Below are 16,474 nucleotides of genomic sequence, written 5' to 3'. Positions count from 1 at the left end.
GTGCTGCGATCACCCGCTCCTGCCTGTACGGTTCCGTGGTCGTATCGGCACACCGCGGAGACGGATCCGTAGGCGGCACGCCGTACCGTTGCTGGACGTGACCACCCTCCCCTCCGGGTTCGCGCGGGCCCGCCACTGGCTTCGGGACCACCCCCTCGCGTTCGACGCGACCCTGGCGTTCTGCGTCCTGATCGCGATGATCTGCGGTTCGTTCGCGGACCCGGGCGAGGGCCACGGGCCGACGTTCGGGACCCGTACCCCCGAGGCCTTCAGCGTGCTGCTGATGGTGCTGGCCGCCTCCACCCTCGTCCTGCGCCGACGGCGCCCCATGGCGGTCCTCGCGGTGACCGGCGTCCTCACGGCCACCGAGTACGTCTTCATGGACCCGCCGGCCCCGGTCGTGATGAGCACCGTCATCGCGCTCTACACCGTCGCCTCGCGCACCGACCGCCCCACCACCTGGCGGGTCGGCCTGCTGACCATGGGGATCCTCACGGTCGCCGCGATGGTCTTCGGCTCGACGCCCTGGTACAGCCAGGAGAACCTCGGCGTCTTCGCCTGGACCGGGATGGCGTCGGCCGGCGGGGACGCCGTACGCAGCAGGCGCGCCTTCGTCGACGCGATCCGGGAGCGCGCGGAGCGAGCCGAGCGCACCCGCGAGGAGGAGGCCCGCCGCCGCGTCGCGGAGGAGCGGCTGCGGATCGCCCGGGACCTCCACGACGTCGTCGCCCACCACATCGCCCTGGTCAACGTCCAGGCCGGGGTCGCCGCCCACGTCATGGACAAGCGCCCGGACCAGGCCAAGGAGGCGCTCGCCCACGTACGCGACGCCAGCCGCTCCGCGCTCAACGAACTCCGGGTCACCGTCGGGCTGCTGCGCCAGTCCGGCGACCCCGAGGCCCCCACCGAACCGGCCCCCGGCCTCGCGGTCCTGGACGAGCTGGTGGACACCTTCCGCAACGCCGGGCTCCCCGTCGAGGTGGCCGGCGCCGACCGGGGCCCCCGGCTCCCCGCCGCCGTCGACCTGGCCGCGTACCGGGTCATCCAGGAGGCCCTGACCAACGTACGCAAGCACGCGGGCGCCGGCGCGAAGGCGGAGGTGAGCGTCGTACGGGTCGGAAACACCGCCGAGATCACGGTGCTGGACAACGGCCGGGGGAGCGCCGCCGCGCACCCGGGTCCCGAGAGCGGCACCGGCGCCCCGGACGGCGGCGGCCACGGCCTCCTCGGCATGCGCGAACGGGTCACCGCACTCGGCGGCGCCCTCACGGCGGGGCCTCGCTACGGGGGCGGGTTCCGGGTCCATGCGATCCTGCCCATCGGGGCCCGCACGGGTGAGCCGGAACCGCCCGGCCCGGCGGCCGCGACGGGGGAGCGCCGATGACCCAGTCCGCAGAGACACCGCAGCCACCCATCAAGGTGCTGCTCGCCGACGACCAGGCGCTCCTGCGCAGCGCGTTCCGGGTGCTGGTGGACTCCGAACCCGACATGGAGGTCGTCGGCGAGGCGGCCGACGGGGCCCAGGCGGTGGAGCTGGCCCGGGAGACCGGCGCCGACGTGGTGCTGATGGACATCCGGATGCCGGGCACGGACGGGCTCGCCGCCACCCGCCTGATCAGCGCCGACCCGGCGCTGGCCGCGGTGCGGGTGGTCATGCTCACCACGTTCGAGGTCGACGAGTACGTGGTCCAGGCCCTGCGCGCCGGAGCCTCCGGCTTCCTCGGCAAGGGCGCGGAGCCCGACGAGCTGCTCAACGCGATCCGGATCGCGGCGGCGGGCGAGGCGCTGCTCTCCCCGGCGGCGACCAAGGGGCTGATCGCCACCTTCCTGGCCCAGGGCGGCAGTTCGGGGGAGGGGCCGGACAGCGCGGAGTACGCGGAACGGCTGGCCGCACTCACCGTGCGCGAGCGGGAGGTCCTCGTCCTGGTGGCGGGCGGCCACTCCAACGACCGGATCGCCGAGCGGCTGGCGGTCAGCCCGCTCACCGTCAAGACCCATGTGAACCGGGCGATGGCGAAGGTGGCGGCCCGGGACCGCGCCCAATTGGTGGTCATCGCGTACGAATCGGGCCTGGTACGCCCTCGGGTGGAGTGAGGCGGAGCCGGAGGCCGCGGAGGGTGGAGAGAGGGCGTACTCCACCTGCGGTATGCGCGGCATAAGAAAGCAGCCCGGGGACCGACGTCCGGGCGATCCGGGTCGGAGATCGTATAAGCGGGCGGGCTTGTCCCCGGCGCGGGCCCCCGGAACGGACTTTCGAATCCGGGTCCCCGCTTTCCCGCCCGTCCGTCTCGCACGCCACAGAAGAGAGACCCACCCATGTCCTGGCTGTCCAGATTCAGCCTCGCGCAGCGGGCCCTGATCGGGCTGATCTCGATCGTCGCGCTCGTCTTCGGCGCGATTGCGATCCCGCAGCTCAAGCAACAGCTGCTGCCCACCATCGAACTTCCGATGGTCTCGGTGCTCGCCCCCTACCCGGGTGCGTCCCCCGACGTGGTGGAGAAGCAGGTCGTCGAGCCGCTGGAGAACTCCCTCAAGGCCGTCGACGGCGTCGAGGGCATCACCTCCACCGCCAGCGAGGGCAACGCCCTCATCATGGCGACCTTCGACTTCGGCGACGAGGGCACCAAGCAGCTCGTCGCGGACATCCAGCAGGCGGTGAACCGGGCCCGCGCCCAGCTGCCCCCGACAGTCGACCCGCAGGTCATCGCCGGTTCCACGGACGACATCCCCACCGTGGTCCTCGCCGTCACCTCCGACAAGGACCAGCAGGCGCTCGCCGCCCAGCTGGACCGCACGGTCGTTCCCGCCCTCCAGGACATCGAGGGAGTCGGCCAGGTCACGGTGGACGGAGTCCAGGAACTCCAGGTCTCCGTCGTCCCCGACGACAAGAAGCTCGCCGCGGCCGGCCTGAACGCGGGCGCGCTCGCCCAGGCGCTCCAGGCGGGCGGCGCCACGCTGCCGGCCGGCTCCTTCTCCGAGGCCGGTAAGAACCGCACCATCCAGGTCGGCGGCGGCTACACCTCGCTGCAGCAGATCGAGGACCTCCAGGTCGTTGCGAAGGACCCGGCGGGTGCCTCCGACGGACCGGGCAAGCCGGTGCGGATCGGTGACGTCGCCGAGGTGAAGCAGGAGCCGTCCACCGCGGTCTCCATCACCCGGACGAACGGCCGGCCCAGCCTCGCGGTGATGGCCACGATGGACAAGGACGGCAGCGCCGTCGCCATCTCGGACGCCGTCCAGGACAAGCTCCCCGACCTCCGTAAGGACCTCGGAGCGGGTGCCGAGCTGACCGTGGTCTCCGACCAGGGCCCGGCCGTCTCCAAGTCGATCTCCGGTCTCACCACCGAGGGCGCGCTCGGCCTGGTCTTCGCGGTCCTGGTGATCCTGGTCTTCCTCGCCTCGATCCGCTCGACCCTGGTCACCGCGGTCTCCATCCCGCTCTCGGTCGTCCTCGCGCTGATCGTGCTGTGGACCCGCGACCTGTCGCTGAACATGCTGACGCTCGGCGCGCTGACCATCGCGATCGGCCGGGTCGTCGACGACTCGATCGTGGTCCTGGAGAACATCAAGCGGCACCTCGGCTACGGCGAGGAGCGCCACGCGGCGATCATCACCGCGGTCAAGGAGGTGGCCGGAGCGGTCACCTCCGCCACCCTCACCACCGTCGCCGTGTTCCTGCCGATCGGGCTGGTCGGCGGCATGGTCGGCCAGCTCTTCGGCTCCTTCTCGCTGACCGTCACCGCCGCGCTCCTGGCCTCGCTGCTGGTCTCGCTGACAGTGGTCCCGGTCCTCTCCTACTGGTTCCTGCGCGCCCCCAAGGACACCCCCGAGGACGCGACGGAGGCCCGCCGCCTGGCAGAGGAGAAGGAGGCGGCGAGCAAGCTCCAGCGCCTGTACGTCCCGGTCCTGCGCTTCGCGACCCGCCGCCGGGTCACCAGCCTGGTCATCGCCGCCGCGGTGCTCATCGCCACCTTCGGCATGCTCCCGCTGCTCAAGACCAACTTCTTCGACGCGGGCGAGCAGGAAGTCCTCACCGTCAAGCAGGAACTGGCCCCCGGCACCAGCCTCCAGGCAGCCGACGAGGCGGCCCGCAAGGTCGAGAAGGTCCTCACCGACGACAAGGGCGTCAAGGACTACCAGGTCACCGTCGGCTCCTCCGGCTTCATGGCGGCCTTCGGCGGCGGTACGGGCTCCAACCAGGCGTCCTACCAGGTCACGCTGAAGGACGCGGCGGACTACGAGGACGCCCAGGACCGTATCGACGCGGCCCTCGGCAAGCTCGACGGCATCGGCGACACCACCATCGCCGCGGGCGACGGCTTCGGCTCCCAGGACCTCAGCGTCGTCGTCAAGGCGTCCGACGGGGACGTCCTCAAGAAGGCCGCCGAGGCGGTCCGTACCGAGGTCGCCACCATCAAGGACGTCACCGACGTCCAGAGCGACCTGGCGCAGAGCATCCCGCGCATCTCGGTCACGGCCGACGACAAGGCGGCCGCCGCCGGATTCGACTCCACCACGCTGGGCGGCATCGTCGCCGGAGCCGTACGCGGCACCCCGGCCGGCAGCGCGACGCTGGATGACACCGAGCGCGACATCGTCATCAGATCGGCCCGCCCGACGGCCACCATGGCCGAACTGAAGGCCCTGCCGCTCGGCCCGGTCAAGCTCGGCGACATCGCCACGGTCGAACTGGTTCCCGGACCGGTCTCGATGACCCGCATCGACGGCCAGCGGGCGGCGACCATCACCGCCAAGCCCGTCGGCGACAACACGGGCGCGATCAGCGCGGCCCTCGCCACGAAGATCGACGCGCTGGACCTCCCCGAGGGCGCCACCGCCACCATCGGCGGCGTCACGGAGGACCAGAACGAAGCCTTCGCCAAGCTCGGCCTCGCCATGCTGGCGGCCATCGCGATCGTCTTCATGCTGCTGGTGGCCACCTTCCGGTCGCTCGTGCAGCCGCTGATCCTGCTGGTCTCGGTCCCGTTCGCGGCGACCGGCGCCATCGGCCTCCTGCTCATCACGGGCACCCCGCTGGGCGTCCCCGCGATGATCGGCATGCTGATGCTCATCGGCATCGTGGTCACCAACGCGATCGTGCTGATCGACCTGATCAACCAGTACCGCTCGCGAGGCCTCGGCATCGTGGAAGCCGTGGTCGAGGGCGGCCGCCACCGCTTCCGCCCGATCCTGATGACGGCGCTCGCGACCATCTTCGCGCTGCTCCCGATGGCTCTCGGTGTCACCGGGGAGGGCGGCTTCATCGCGCAGCCGCTGGGCGTCGTGGTGATCGGCGGCCTGATCAGCTCCACGCTGCTGACGCTGCTGCTGGTCCCGACGCTGTACGCGATCGTCGAACTCCGCAAGGAACGCCGCGCCGGGAAGAAGGCCGCCAGGCGGGCGGCCAAGGCAGGCGTCCCGGCGGAGCCGGAGCCGGAGGAGGCGAAGGAGACCCAGCGTTCGGGCGTGTAGCCGCCTGCGGTACGGAGAAGGGGCCTGTCCCACGCGGGTGCGTGGGACAGGCCCCCGCGCGTCGTGCTACTTGAGCGAGGAGACGAACGCGCCCCAGGCGGCAGCCGGAATGACGAGCGCCGGTCTGGCGGGGTTCCCATGGGTGACCGCGATGCGTCGATCTCGACAAGGGCGGCGCCATGGCCGCGGACCGGGGCTTGCCTGACACTGCTCAGACGAGAAGCGGCGGCGGGCTCGCCATTGCGACGGCCGAGCACCGCGTGCGCCGCCGGTCAGAGCGTGTCACGGCCGGTAGATCATTTCGATCAGGCCCCCGGTGATCAGAACCCACGCTCCCATGCCCAACAGCCACCACGACTCACTGGCAGCCCCGGCCGCCAGGAGAAGCACGGCGGCCAGAAACAGCGTGTACTCGGTGCGCCGCAGACCCCGGGTGAGATCCGGGCCCTTCACCCGAGCGGCCGCAGCGTCGGCACAGACCGGTGAGAGGTTCGGAGACGGAGGCCGCTTCGGGGTCGCATGGCGCAAGCGTAGACACGGCGCAGGGCGAACGGCAGGGCCTGCTGTCGAAAACGGTGTCAGGGTTGTCTATCGTCTACCAGTGCGAACAATTGGGGTGCCCGTCCGCAGGGCGGAGGGCTTGTCGTGGTGAGGCGGCGGTGGCCGCGCCTTCGGCATCCGGCGCAGGTGGTCGTGGCCGGCTTCGCCACAGCGATCGCTGCCGGGACCGGGCTGCTGATGCTGCCGGGGGCCAAGGCCGGGCCCGGTGGTGCCGGTGTGCTGGAGGCGTTGTTCACCTCCACCTCCGCGGTGTGTGTGACCGGTCTGATCGTGGTCGACACCCCCGGCTACTGGACCGGATTCGGCCAGGCCGTGATCCTGGGGCTCATCCAGGTGGGCGGCTTCGGCATCATGACCTTCGCCTCCCTGCTGGTTCTGCTGGTCTCCCACCGCATCGGCCTCAAAGCGCGGATGACGGCCGCTGCGGAGACCAAGACCCTGGGCCTGGGCGACGTCCGCTCGGTCGTGACCGGTGTGGTCAAGGTCAGTCTCCTGCTGGAGGCCGTCACCGCCCTGGCACTGGCTCTGCGGTTCGCGATCGCCTACGACGAGCCCTGGCCACGAGCGGCATGGCTGGGTCTCTTCCACGCCGTCTCGGCGTTCAACAACGCCGGCTTCGCCCTGTACTCCGACAGCCTGATGGGCTTCGTCACCGACCCGTGGATCTGCCTGCCCATCGCGCTGGCCGTCATCGCCGGCGGACTGGGCTTCCCCGTCCTGTTCGAGCTGCGCCGCCGGTTCCGCAAACCGCGCGGCTGGTCCCTGCACACCAAGATCGTGCTGTGGGCCACCGGCGTCTTCCTGGTCGGCGGCAGCGCCTTCATCACCGCGCTCGAATGGTCCAACCCCGCCACCCTCGGCCGCCTGCACGTGCCGGGGAAGCTGCTGGCCGGGTTCTTCCAGGGCGTCATGCCGCGTACCGCCGGGTTCAACAGCATCGACACCTCCCAGATGAACCCCGCGAGCTGGCTGGGCACCGACGTGCTCATGTTCATCGGCGGAGCCAGCGCCGGCACCGCCGGCGGCATCAAGGTCACCACCTTCGCCGTGCTGTTCTTCGTCATATACGCCGAGATCCGCGGCGAAGGCGCGGTCAACATCTTCCACCGCCGCCTCCACGGCGACCTCCAGCGCCAGGCCCTCACCGTCGTGCTGCTGTCCGTGGCGGCCGTCGCCATCACCACCGTGGCCTTCATGGTCTTCTCCGACCACACCCTGGACGAGTCACTGTTCGAGGTCACCTCCGCGTTCGCCACCGTCGGCCTGTCCACCGGCATCACCGCCGACCTGGCCCCCGGCCTGCAGCTCCTGCTGATCGCGCTGATGTTCATCGGCCGGCTCGGCCCCATCACGGTCGCCTCCGCACTCGCCCTGCGCACCCGCCACCGCCTGTACGACCTCCCCGAGGAGAGACCCATCATTGGCTAGGAAACCCAACCCCAAGAAACGACGTACGGAATCGCGGAGCTCCGTCGTCGTCATCGGCCTGGGCCGCTTCGGCCGCGCCCTGGCCCTCGAACTCGTCGACGAGGACACCGAAGTCCTCGGCATCGACGAGAACGCCGAAGTCGTCCAAGCTGTCTCCGGCTCCCTCACCCACGCCGTTCGGGCCGACTCCACCAAGGAGGACGCCCTGCGCCAGCTCGGCGTCCACGAGTTCGACCGCGCGGTCGTCGCCATCGGCACGGACCTGGAAGCCAGCATCCTCACCGCCTCGCTGCTGATCTCCTTCGGCATCGAGAACGTCTGGGCCAAGGCCATCAGCGAGGCCCACGGCCGCATCCTCAACCAGCTCGGCGTCCACCACGTCGTCTACCCCGAACACGACATGGGCCAGCGCGTCGCCCACCTCGTACGAGGCCGCATGCTCGACTACATCGAGTTCGAAGACGACTTCGCCATGGTCAAGACCAATCCGCCCGCCGACATCATCGGCCTCCCCCTGGCCAACAGCGCCGTCCGCACCCGCTACGGCATCACCGTCGTCGCCATCAAGCGCCCCGGCGAGGGCTTCACCTACGCCACCCCCGAAACCATTGTGGAAACGGACGACACCATCATCGTCGCCGGACGCACCCGGGCAACCGAACGCTTCAGCGAACTGCAGTAAGACCTGCCCCCGGCACCGGCCCCAGCTCACAGGGGGCCCGGGTAGAGGCCCCTCGAACCTCGGACGTCCCCGCCGAGCGCCCGGATGATCCGGAGCCACGTCCGCCCCCGCGGATCGGGGGCGGCGGACGCTCAGCGCGACGGCCCCCGCACCAGCCGGGCGCGGGTCTCCGGCCGTCGCCGCCGCCTCGCCGCCCGGCACCTCGGCGTTCTTGGACCAGAAGGCGCGCGACCGGGGCCAGTTGGGCGCGAACATCCAGGTGCTGACGAGGTCCAGGGCCTCCGGCGCCACGGCGAGCCGGTCCGGTGCGGAGGTGACGGTCTCCGCCTCCCACGCCGTGGGGAAGGACCAGTCCGGCCGGGCAGCGCCGGACCCGCACGCGAAAGCCCCGGTATGCCGACCTGCGGCATACCGGGGCTCCCGGCGGTGGACGCGGCAGCCGTTACGGCAGCGCCAGCATCCGCTCCAGCGCGAGCTTCGCGTACTTCTCCGTCTCCGGGTCGACCTCGATCCGGTTGACCAGCTTGCCCTCGGCCAGCGACTCCAGGGTCCAGACCAGGTGCGGCAGGTCGATCCGGTTCATCGTCGAGCAGAAGCAGACCGTCTTGTCGAGGAAGGCGATCTCCTTGCCCTCCGAAGCGAAACGGTTCGCCAGGCGGCGGACCAGGTTCAGCTCCGTGCCGATGGCCCACTTCGAGCCGGCCGGGGCCGCTTCCAGGGCCTTGATGATGTACTCCGTCGAGCCGACGTAGTCCGCCGCGGCCACGACCTCGTGCTTGCACTCCGGGTGGACCAGCACGTTGACCCCGGGCATCCGCGCCCGGACGTCCTCGACCGACTCGACCGAGAAGCGGCCGTGGACCGAGCAGTGGCCGCGCCACAGGATCATCTTCGCGTTCCGCAGCTGCTCGGCGGTGAGGCCACCGTTCGGCTTGTGCGGGTTGTAGAGGACGCAGTCCTCCAGGCTCATCCCCATGTCCCGCACCGCCGTGTTGCGGCCCAGGTGCTGGTCGGGGAGGAAGAGGATCTTCTCGCCCTGCTCGAAGGCCCACTCCAGAGCCCGCTTCGCGTTGGACGACGTACAGATCGTGCCGCCGTGCTTGCCGGTGAAGGCCTTGATGTCGGCGGAGGAGTTCATGTACGAGACGGGCACCACCTGATCGGCGACCCCGGCCTCCGTCAGCACGTCCCAGCACTCGGCGACCTGCTCGGCGGTGGCCATGTCGGCCATCGAACAGCCCGCCGCCAGGTCCGGCAGCACGACCGCCTGGGCGTCCGTGGTCAGGATGTCCGCGGACTCGGCCATGAAGTGCACACCGCAGAAGACGATGTACTCCGCCTCCGGGCGCGCGGCCGCGTCACGGGCGAGCTTGAACGAGTCGCCGGTGACGTCCGCGAACTGGATGACCTCGTCGCGCTGGTAGTGGTGGCCGAGGACGAAGACCCTGTCCCCGAGCTTCTCCTTCGCCGCACGGGCGCGGGCGACCAGGTCCGGGTCGGAGGGGGAGGGGAGGTCGCCCGGGCATTCGACGCCTCGCTCGCTCCTCGGATCGGCCTCGCGGCCGAGCAGCAGCAGCGCGAGGGGTGTCGGCTGTACGTCCAGGGGCTGGGCCGTGGTCACGTCACGCACCCTTTCTTCTCTGCGTTCTGCTCTGCGCTTCTGCGAACGCGCCTTTTCGTCTATTTGACGTTATCTATCATAGCTCCTTCGTGTCACTTTGACGATGCCGATAGCGTCGATGTGACGCATCCCCCGGGCGGCCGGGTGTGCGAGCATGAAAAGGAACAGACAAGCGCTTGGCCCGGAATGAATCCGCGGTTGAGGCGGTTGAACCGTCGGCAAGCAGTCCGTACAACCCGGGAGAGAAGCAGATGTCCGTATCGGACGAGACCACCACCGTGAGCGACGGCATCCTCCTGTCCGACGCCGCCGCAGCCAAGGTCAAGGGCCTGCTGGAGCAGGAAGGCCGCGAGGACCTGGCCCTGCGCGTCGCCGTCCAGCCCGGCGGTTGCTCGGGCCTGCGCTATCAGCTCTTCTTCGACGAGCGTTCGCTCGACGGCGATGTCGTCAAGGACTTCGACGGCGTCAAGGTCGTCACCGACCGCATGAGCGCCCCGTACCTGGGCGGCGCCTCGATCGACTTCGTCGACACCATCGAGAAGCAGGGCTTCACGATCGACAACCCGAACGCGTCCGGCTCCTGCGCCTGCGGCGACTCGTTCAGTTAACCGCCGCAAGAGCGGAGACGTACGAGGGCGGCCCCGGGAGCGATTCCCGGGGCCGCCCTCGCATGCCCTTCGGCTCAGCTGCGCGGCACCGTCGCCCCGCTCTCCGCGTCGATCACCGTCCGGTCGCCCAGCGGCTTCTCCAGCGTCACCGTCCGCTTCAGCTCCTTGGCGATCATGATGCAGGCGCCGCCCTTCTGCGGCTTCTCCGTGATGGTGATGCGCACCTGCCCCGGGCTCTCCTCGGCGCTCGCCGTGTACGTGGAGCACACGCCGCCCCAGAAGGTCACCTCCAGCGTCCGGCCGTCGGCCGCGTACGAGGTCGCCTTCCGGTCGCCCGAGGGCGTCGGGGCCGTGGGCTTCTCGACGAACTCCGGCGCCACCGCGATCTGCGTGACCGTGCTCTCCGGCCCGCCCGTCCCCTGGCGGACGTGGAACAGCCACGACGGTACGAGGGTCTGGCGGCCGTCCACGTACTGGAGGGCCAGGCCGAACACCGCCTCCTCGACCGTCTGGGTCACCGGCGCCCGCTTGCCGTTCGACGGCACGCACTGCGGGTCCGAGGGGGTCGGCTCACCCTCCAGCGGTACGGGGGTGGCGCAGCCGCCGATGTCCTTGCCGCCGTCCCCCTTGGCCTTGCCCGCCTCGTTGAGCTGCTTGAGCGCCGCGTCGGCCCCGATGACCGGGTAGGTGGCGCCCTTCTCCAGCGCCTTCAGCTGCCCGCTGCCCCCGGCCACCTTGCCGTCCGGGCCGATCTGCACCCCGGTCGACCAGCCGTACGTCGGCAGCCCGTCCACCTTCGGGTCCGCGTTCACCACGCGTACGTCGCCCATGAGCTGGCCCGCGTTCAGTGCCGCGTCGTCCTGGCCGACGGCCTTGAGCACGGGCACCGCGGCGGCCTTCGCGGCCTTCTCGCTCACCGGCTGCCCGTCCGCCTCCGGCGGGCTCTGGTTCGCGCACATCTTGCCCGGGTCGCAGGGCTTCGATGGGGTGGTGCGGGCGAAGGTCCAGGTGCCCGGCGCCTGCTTGGTGACCTTCAGGAGCGCGCCGGGCCCGTCCTCGTCGCCGACCACCCAGGACGCGTCCACGGTCCGCGGGGTCCCCGGGATGCCGAGCGCCTTCGCCAGCCGGGCCACCTCCGCCGACGCGACCGTGCCCGTGGCGCGGTGCACCGCCGCCTCGTCCGGGCCGTCGGGAAGGTGCCCCGCCGCCCGGTAGACCACGGGCGGACCGTTCGGGTCCGGCTCACCCGGGGCGATGCCCGGGGGTGGCGTGCTCGGGTCGCCGGGCGTGGCCGGGGCCGCCTCGGCGGCGTCCAGGGCCAGCACGGGGGCCCGGTCGCGGGCGGAGCTGTCCGCCGCGCCGCCGTCGCCGGAAGCGGTGGAGGCCCAGTAGGCCCCGCCGCCCCCGGCCAGCAGCACCGCTGCCGCCACCGAGGCCACCGCGAGCGGCGGACGCCGCCGCCGGGGGCCGGTCACGTCGTTGTCGGGTCGCTCGGTGCTCACCGGATCGCTCCTTCGACTGCGTTGCCGTCGCGTTCACTACCGCGTGCCCCCGGACGGGGACACCGGTGGGACGGAGCGGAGGGAGATGCGGTTCCCGTGCCGGAGGAGCATGCGGGTCTCCCGTGCCGGCGGCTGCGGCTCCCGTGCGGCCGCCGCCCTCAGTCCCCGTACTCGGACATCGCGTCGATGAGCCGCGCCGACGCGGGCGGCACCGTCACTCCGTGGATCAGGGACGGCTTCACCGGTGCGGTTGCGGCCTTCTTGGGCGCGGCCCAGTGCGGAGCCATGCGCGCGCAGTCCCCGCGCAGCTCGGCCAGGCTCACTTCGGACTCTCGCGATGCGGTGTGGTTCGACATATCCGCACCGTAGTCACGGTCACGCTCAGGTAGAAAGCCCTACTATCGGGTAGTTTTCCCTATTCCCGCCCGGAGAGCTCACCCGGTAGCGTGGACTGTCACGCCGTCCCGGAGGGCGCACCTCGGCCCTTCGCCTTCCGCAGGAGAAGCCTCCCCGTGCGTATCGCAGTCACCGGCTCCATCGCCACCGATCACCTCATGACCTTCCCCGGCCGCTTCGCCGACCAGCTGGTCGCGGATCAGCTGCACACGGTCTCCCTCTCCTTCCTGGTCGACAACCTCGATGTGCGCCGGGGCGGTGTCGCCGCCAACATCTGCTTCGGCATGGGTCTGCTCGGCACCAAGCCGATCCTCGTCGGGGCCGCGGGCTCCGACTTCGACGAGTACCGCGCCTGGCTCGACCGGCACGGCGTCGAGACCGCGTCGGTCCGGATCTCCGAGGTCCTGCACACCGCCCGCTTCGTCTGCACCACCGACGCCGACCACAACCAGATCGGCTCCTTCTACACGGGCGCGATGAGCGAGGCCCGCCTCATCGAGCTGAAGAGCGTCGCGGACCGCGTGGGCGGCCTCGACCTGGTCTCGATCGGCGCGGACGACCCGGAGGCGATGCTCCGCCACACGGAGGAGTGCCGCTCGCGGAGCATCCCGTTCGCCGCGGACTTCTCGCAGCAGATCGCGCGGATGAACGGCGACGAGATCCGCATCCTGCTGGACGGCGCCACGTACCTCTTCGCCAACGAGTACGAGAAGGGGCTCATCGAGTCCAAGACCGGCTGGAGCGACGAGGAGATCCTCTCCAAGGTCGGCCACCGCGTCACCACGCTCGGCTCCCGCGGTGTCCGGATCGAGCGGGTCGGCGAGCCCGTCATCGAGGTCGGCTGCCCCGAGGAGGACACCAAGGCCGACCCGACCGGCGTCGGCGACGCCTTCCGGGCCGGGTTCCTCTCCGGTCTCGCCTGGGGCGTCGGGCTGGAGCGGGCCGCCCAGGTCGGCTGCATGCTCGCCACCCTGGTCATCGAGACGGTCGGTACCCAGGAGTACACCCTGCGCCGCACCAACTTCATGGACCGCTTCACCAAGGCGTACGGCCACGAGGCCGCCGCCGAGGTCCAGCAGCACCTGAAGTAGCGCACCGCTCAGCACCTGAAGCAGCGCACCCGCTCAGCTGAGCCGGCGGACCACATAGGCCGAACCCCGGTCCGCCGGCTCCTCGCCCACGTACTCCTGCTCGCGCATCTCGCACCAGGCGGGGATGTCCAGCCGCGCCGCCTCGTCGTCGGCGAGCACGGTCACCGTGGCGCCCACCGGTACTTCCCCGATCACCTTTGCGAGCTCGATCACCGGGACCGGGCAGCGCCGGCCGAGCGCGTCCACCACCAGGGAGGCGTCCGGCGCGGGGGCGCGGGGCGCCGACACCGGGGCGCCGAGCCGCTCCCGTACCTCCGCGACCACCCCGGGCAGCACCTCCAGGAACCGGTCCACGTCCGTCTCCGCCGTGCCCAACGGCAGCGAGACCCGGACGTTCCCCTCCGACAGCACACCCATCGCCTTCAGTACATGGCTCGGCTCCAGCGTGCTGCTGGTGCAGGACGAACCGGACGATACGGAGAAACCGTGCCGGTCCAGCTCGTGGAGGAGGGTCTCCCCATCGACATAGAGACAGGAGAAGGTGACCAGATGCGGCAACCGCCGCTCCGGATCGCCCACCACCTCCACATCGCCCACCCGCTCGGCCACGACCGACCGGATCCGGCCGACCAGCGCCCGCAGCCGCACCGCCTCGGCCGCCGCCTCGTCCCGTACCGCGCGCAGCGAGGCCGCCGCCGCCACGATCGCTGGCAGGTTCTCGAACCCCGGTGCCCGGCCCGACTCCCGCTCCCCGGCGGGGCCTTGCGGCGCGAACCGCACCCCCTTGCGTACCGCGAGCAGCCCCACCCCGGCCGGCCCGCCCCACTTGTGCGCGCTCGCCGTCAGCAGCGACCAGCCGCCCGCCACCGGCCCCCACCCCAGCGACTGGGCGGCGTCCACCAGCAGCGGCACCCCCGCCTCGGCACAGAGCGCGGCCACCTCCTCCACCGGCTGCTCGGTCCCCACCTCGTGGTTGGCCGACTGGAGGCAGGCCAGCGCGGTGTCGGGTCGCAGCGCTCCGGCGTACGTTGCCGGGTCCACCGCCCCCGACCGCTCCACCGGCACCTCGGTGAACGAACCACCCGCCGCCTCGTGGGCCGCCGCCGCATGGAGCACCGAGGAATGCTCGACCGCCGAGAGGGCCAGATGGCGGCCGACACGCCGACGCCCCGAAAGAGCTCCGGCAATTCCGGCGTGGACGGCGGTGGTCCCCGAAGAGGTGAAGACCAACTCGTCCGGACGGCAGCCGACGGCGTCCGCGGCGGCCTCCCGCGCGGCGTCCAGCAGCAACCGGGCGCGCCGCCCCTCGCGGTACAGGCGGGCGGGGTCGGCCCAGCCCTCGTCCAGCGCGGCAAGCAGCGCCTGGCGTGCGACGGGGTGCAGGGGGGCGGCGGAGGCGGCGTCGAAGTAGGGCACACCGCCACGCTAGTCCGCAGCCGGTTCCGCCCCGCCGCCACCCGCCCGCCCCGGCCGGGGGAGAGGGCGTCAGATGGCCCCCGGAGGCCCCGATTCCACCCCTTCGGGGAGTCGGGCGGCGCGTTGGGCACCCTCCCCGCGCGACCCCAAATAGCGTCCAGTAGGGTTTGGTCCGCATAAACATCCAAACCCCTGCCCGCGACAGGGACGGCGACCGACCAGAGAGACGGGCGCGCCGACCGTGCGGGCGAGACTCTCGGGAAGGCGCTACGTGAGTCCCAACGGCTCCGACCGCTCGTCGCGGCGCCCGATGCGGCGGAAGCTGCCGCAGGTGCTGACTGCGGGCCTGGTCCTGGCGACGGCCTCCGGTTGTTCATACAACTGGGAGGATTTCCCCCGCCTCGGTATGCCCACTCCGGTGACGGAAGAGGCCCCTCGGATCCTCTCCCTCTGGCAAGGCTCGTGGGCGGCAGCGCTCGTCACGGGTGTCCTTGTCTGGGGGCTGATCCTCTGGAGCGTCTTCTTCCACCGGCGTAGCCGCACCAAGGTGGAGGTACCTCCGCAGACCAGGTACAACATGCCCATCGAGGCGTTGTACACAGTGGTTCCCCTCATCATCGTCTCGGTGCTCTTCTACTTCACCGCGCGTGATGAGTCGAAGCTCCTCGAGCTCTCCGACAAGCCCGCCCACACCGTCAACGTGGTCGGCTACCAGTGGAGCTGGGGCTTCAACTACATCGAGAAGGTGGAAGGCCAGCCCGCTGCGGGCAACGAGATCCCCAAGGAACTCGACGCCATCCCCAAGAAGTACCAGGAGGACTTCCCGAAGGACGCCACCGGCGTCTACGACGCGGGCATCCCCGGGACGCGCAACCCCCAGAACGGCAACCCGGGGCCGACCCTGTGGCTGCCGAAGGGGGAGAAGGTCCGCTTCGTCCTCACTTCGCGTGACGTCATCCACTCCTTCTGGGTGGTGCCGTTCCTCATGAAGCAGGACGTCATCCCGGGCCACACCAACGTCTTCGAGGTCACTCCCAACCGGGAGGGCACCTTCATGGGCAAGTGCGCAGAGCTCTGCGGCGTCGACCACTCCCGGATGCTCTTCAACGTCAAGGTCGTCTCCCCGGAGCGGTACCAGCAGCACCTCAAGGAGCTGGCTGAGAAGGGTCAGACGGGCTACATGCCGGCAGGCATCGAGCAGACCGACCCGGCCAGGAATTCGGAGAAGAAGCAACTGTGAGCATCCTCAACGAACCTCAGGGTGCGGCACCGGCAGACGACTCGTACGAGGACGAGCTGCCCGTGCGCCGCAAGCAGCCGGGAAATGTCGTCGTCAAGTGGATGACCACCACTGACCACAAGACGATCGGCTCGCTCTACCTGGTCACGTCGTTCGCCTTCTTCATCATCGGCGGACTCATGGCGCTCTTCATGCGCGCCGAGCTCGCTCGTCCCGGCACGCAGATCATGTCGAACGAGCAGTTCAACCAGGCGTTCACGATGCACGGCACGATCATGCTGCTGATGTTCGCGACGCCGCTGTTCGCCGGATTCGCGAACTGGATCATGCCGCTGCAGATCGGCGCGCCCGACGTGGCGTTCCCGCGGCTGAACATGTTCGCGTACTGGCTGTACCTCTTCGGCTCGCTCATCGCGGTCGCCGGGTTCCTCACGCCGCAGGGCGCCGCCGACTTCGG

General features: G+C 70.7%; 13 protein-coding genes. 9 read left to right on the top strand and 4 right to left on the bottom strand.

The window, feature by feature from the left end; genetic code table 11:
- Positions 1-97 precede the first annotated feature (97 nt).
- The 5 genes from ABZ154_RS08330 (at position 98) to ABZ154_RS08310 (ending at position 8,143) form a co-directional block, all read left to right on the top strand.
- Positions 98-1,384 (top strand): sensor histidine kinase, encoded by a 1,287-nt coding sequence (locus ABZ154_RS08330; RefSeq protein ID WP_356830247.1) that lies wholly within the window; start codon positions 98-100, stop codon positions 1,382-1,384.
- Positions 1,381-2,094, top strand: a complete 714-nt coding sequence (locus tag ABZ154_RS08325) for a response regulator transcription factor (protein WP_356830245.1) — start codon at positions 1,381-1,383, stop codon at positions 2,092-2,094. Before ABZ154_RS08330 ends, ABZ154_RS08325 begins: the two co-directional genes overlap by 4 nt.
- Before the next feature lie 222 nt (positions 2,095-2,316).
- Positions 2,317-5,472: an efflux RND transporter permease subunit gene (locus ABZ154_RS08320; protein WP_356830243.1), complete on the top strand. Its 3,156-nt coding sequence runs from the start codon at positions 2,317-2,319 to the stop codon at positions 5,470-5,472.
- Positions 5,473-6,120: 648 nt separating this feature from the next.
- Positions 6,121-7,461: a potassium transporter TrkG gene (locus ABZ154_RS08315; protein ID WP_356830469.1), complete on the top strand. Its 1,341-nt coding sequence runs from the start codon at positions 6,121-6,123 to the stop codon at positions 7,459-7,461.
- Positions 7,454-8,143, top strand: coding sequence for a TrkA family potassium uptake protein (locus ABZ154_RS08310; protein ID WP_356830241.1), 690 nt, complete (start codon positions 7,454-7,456; stop codon positions 8,141-8,143). The genes ABZ154_RS08315 and ABZ154_RS08310 overlap by 8 nt, the downstream gene beginning before the upstream one ends.
- Positions 8,144-8,585: 442 nt before the next feature.
- On the opposite strand, the gene nadA is transcribed toward ABZ154_RS08310, so the two are convergent.
- Entirely contained in the window at positions 8,586-9,773 is a 1,188-nt protein-coding gene (gene nadA, locus ABZ154_RS08305; protein ID WP_356830239.1) for a quinolinate synthase NadA, read from the bottom strand.
- 242 nt (positions 9,774-10,015) lie between these two features.
- On the opposite strand from nadA, the gene ABZ154_RS08300 reads away from it, so the two are divergent.
- Positions 10,016-10,372 carry an iron-sulfur cluster assembly accessory protein gene (locus tag ABZ154_RS08300; protein WP_007451212.1) on the top strand — a complete coding sequence of 119 codons (357 nt, stop codon included), beginning with the start codon at positions 10,016-10,018 and terminating at the stop codon, positions 10,370-10,372.
- Positions 10,373-10,446: 74 nt separating this feature from the next.
- On the opposite strand, the gene ABZ154_RS08295 is transcribed toward ABZ154_RS08300, so the two are convergent.
- Both ABZ154_RS08295 and ABZ154_RS08290 read right to left on the bottom strand, forming a co-directional pair.
- The gene (locus ABZ154_RS08295; protein ID WP_356830237.1) at positions 10,447-11,874 is read right to left on the bottom strand and encodes a hypothetical protein; all 1,428 of its coding nucleotides are present in this window, start codon (positions 11,872-11,874) and stop codon (positions 10,447-10,449) included.
- Positions 11,875-12,032: 158 nt separating this feature from the next.
- On the bottom strand, positions 12,033-12,230 hold the full coding sequence (locus ABZ154_RS08290) for a hypothetical protein (protein ID WP_356830235.1): 198 nt from the start codon (positions 12,228-12,230) through the stop codon (positions 12,033-12,035).
- A gap of 156 nt (positions 12,231-12,386) precedes the next feature.
- Between ABZ154_RS08290 and ABZ154_RS08285 the strand changes: the two genes are divergently transcribed.
- On the top strand, positions 12,387-13,361 hold the full coding sequence (locus tag ABZ154_RS08285; protein ID WP_356830233.1) for a carbohydrate kinase family protein: 975 nt from the start codon (positions 12,387-12,389) through the stop codon (positions 13,359-13,361).
- Positions 13,362-13,394: 33 nt separating this feature from the next.
- On the opposite strand, the gene ABZ154_RS08280 is transcribed toward ABZ154_RS08285, so the two are convergent.
- The gene (locus ABZ154_RS08280; RefSeq protein ID WP_356830231.1) at positions 13,395-14,777 is read right to left on the bottom strand and encodes an aminotransferase class V-fold PLP-dependent enzyme; all 1,383 of its coding nucleotides are present in this window, start codon (positions 14,775-14,777) and stop codon (positions 13,395-13,397) included.
- Between the two features lie 271 nt (positions 14,778-15,048).
- On the opposite strand from ABZ154_RS08280, the gene coxB reads away from it, so the two are divergent.
- Positions 15,049-16,017 carry a cytochrome c oxidase subunit II gene (gene coxB / locus ABZ154_RS08275; RefSeq protein ID WP_356830229.1) on the top strand — a complete coding sequence of 323 codons (969 nt, stop codon included), beginning with the start codon at positions 15,049-15,051 and terminating at the stop codon, positions 16,015-16,017.
- Positions 16,014-16,474 (top strand): cbb3-type cytochrome c oxidase subunit I (locus ABZ154_RS08270; RefSeq protein WP_356830227.1); only part of this gene is annotated, 461 nt, incomplete at its 3' end. The genes coxB and ABZ154_RS08270, both read left to right, overlap by 4 nt.

It is taken from the genome of Streptomyces sp. NPDC006261 (genome assembly GCF_040613515.1).
Lineage (GTDB): Bacteria > Actinomycetota > Actinomycetes > Streptomycetales > Streptomycetaceae > Streptomyces.
This window is presented reverse-complemented; position numbering and strand designations above follow the sequence as displayed.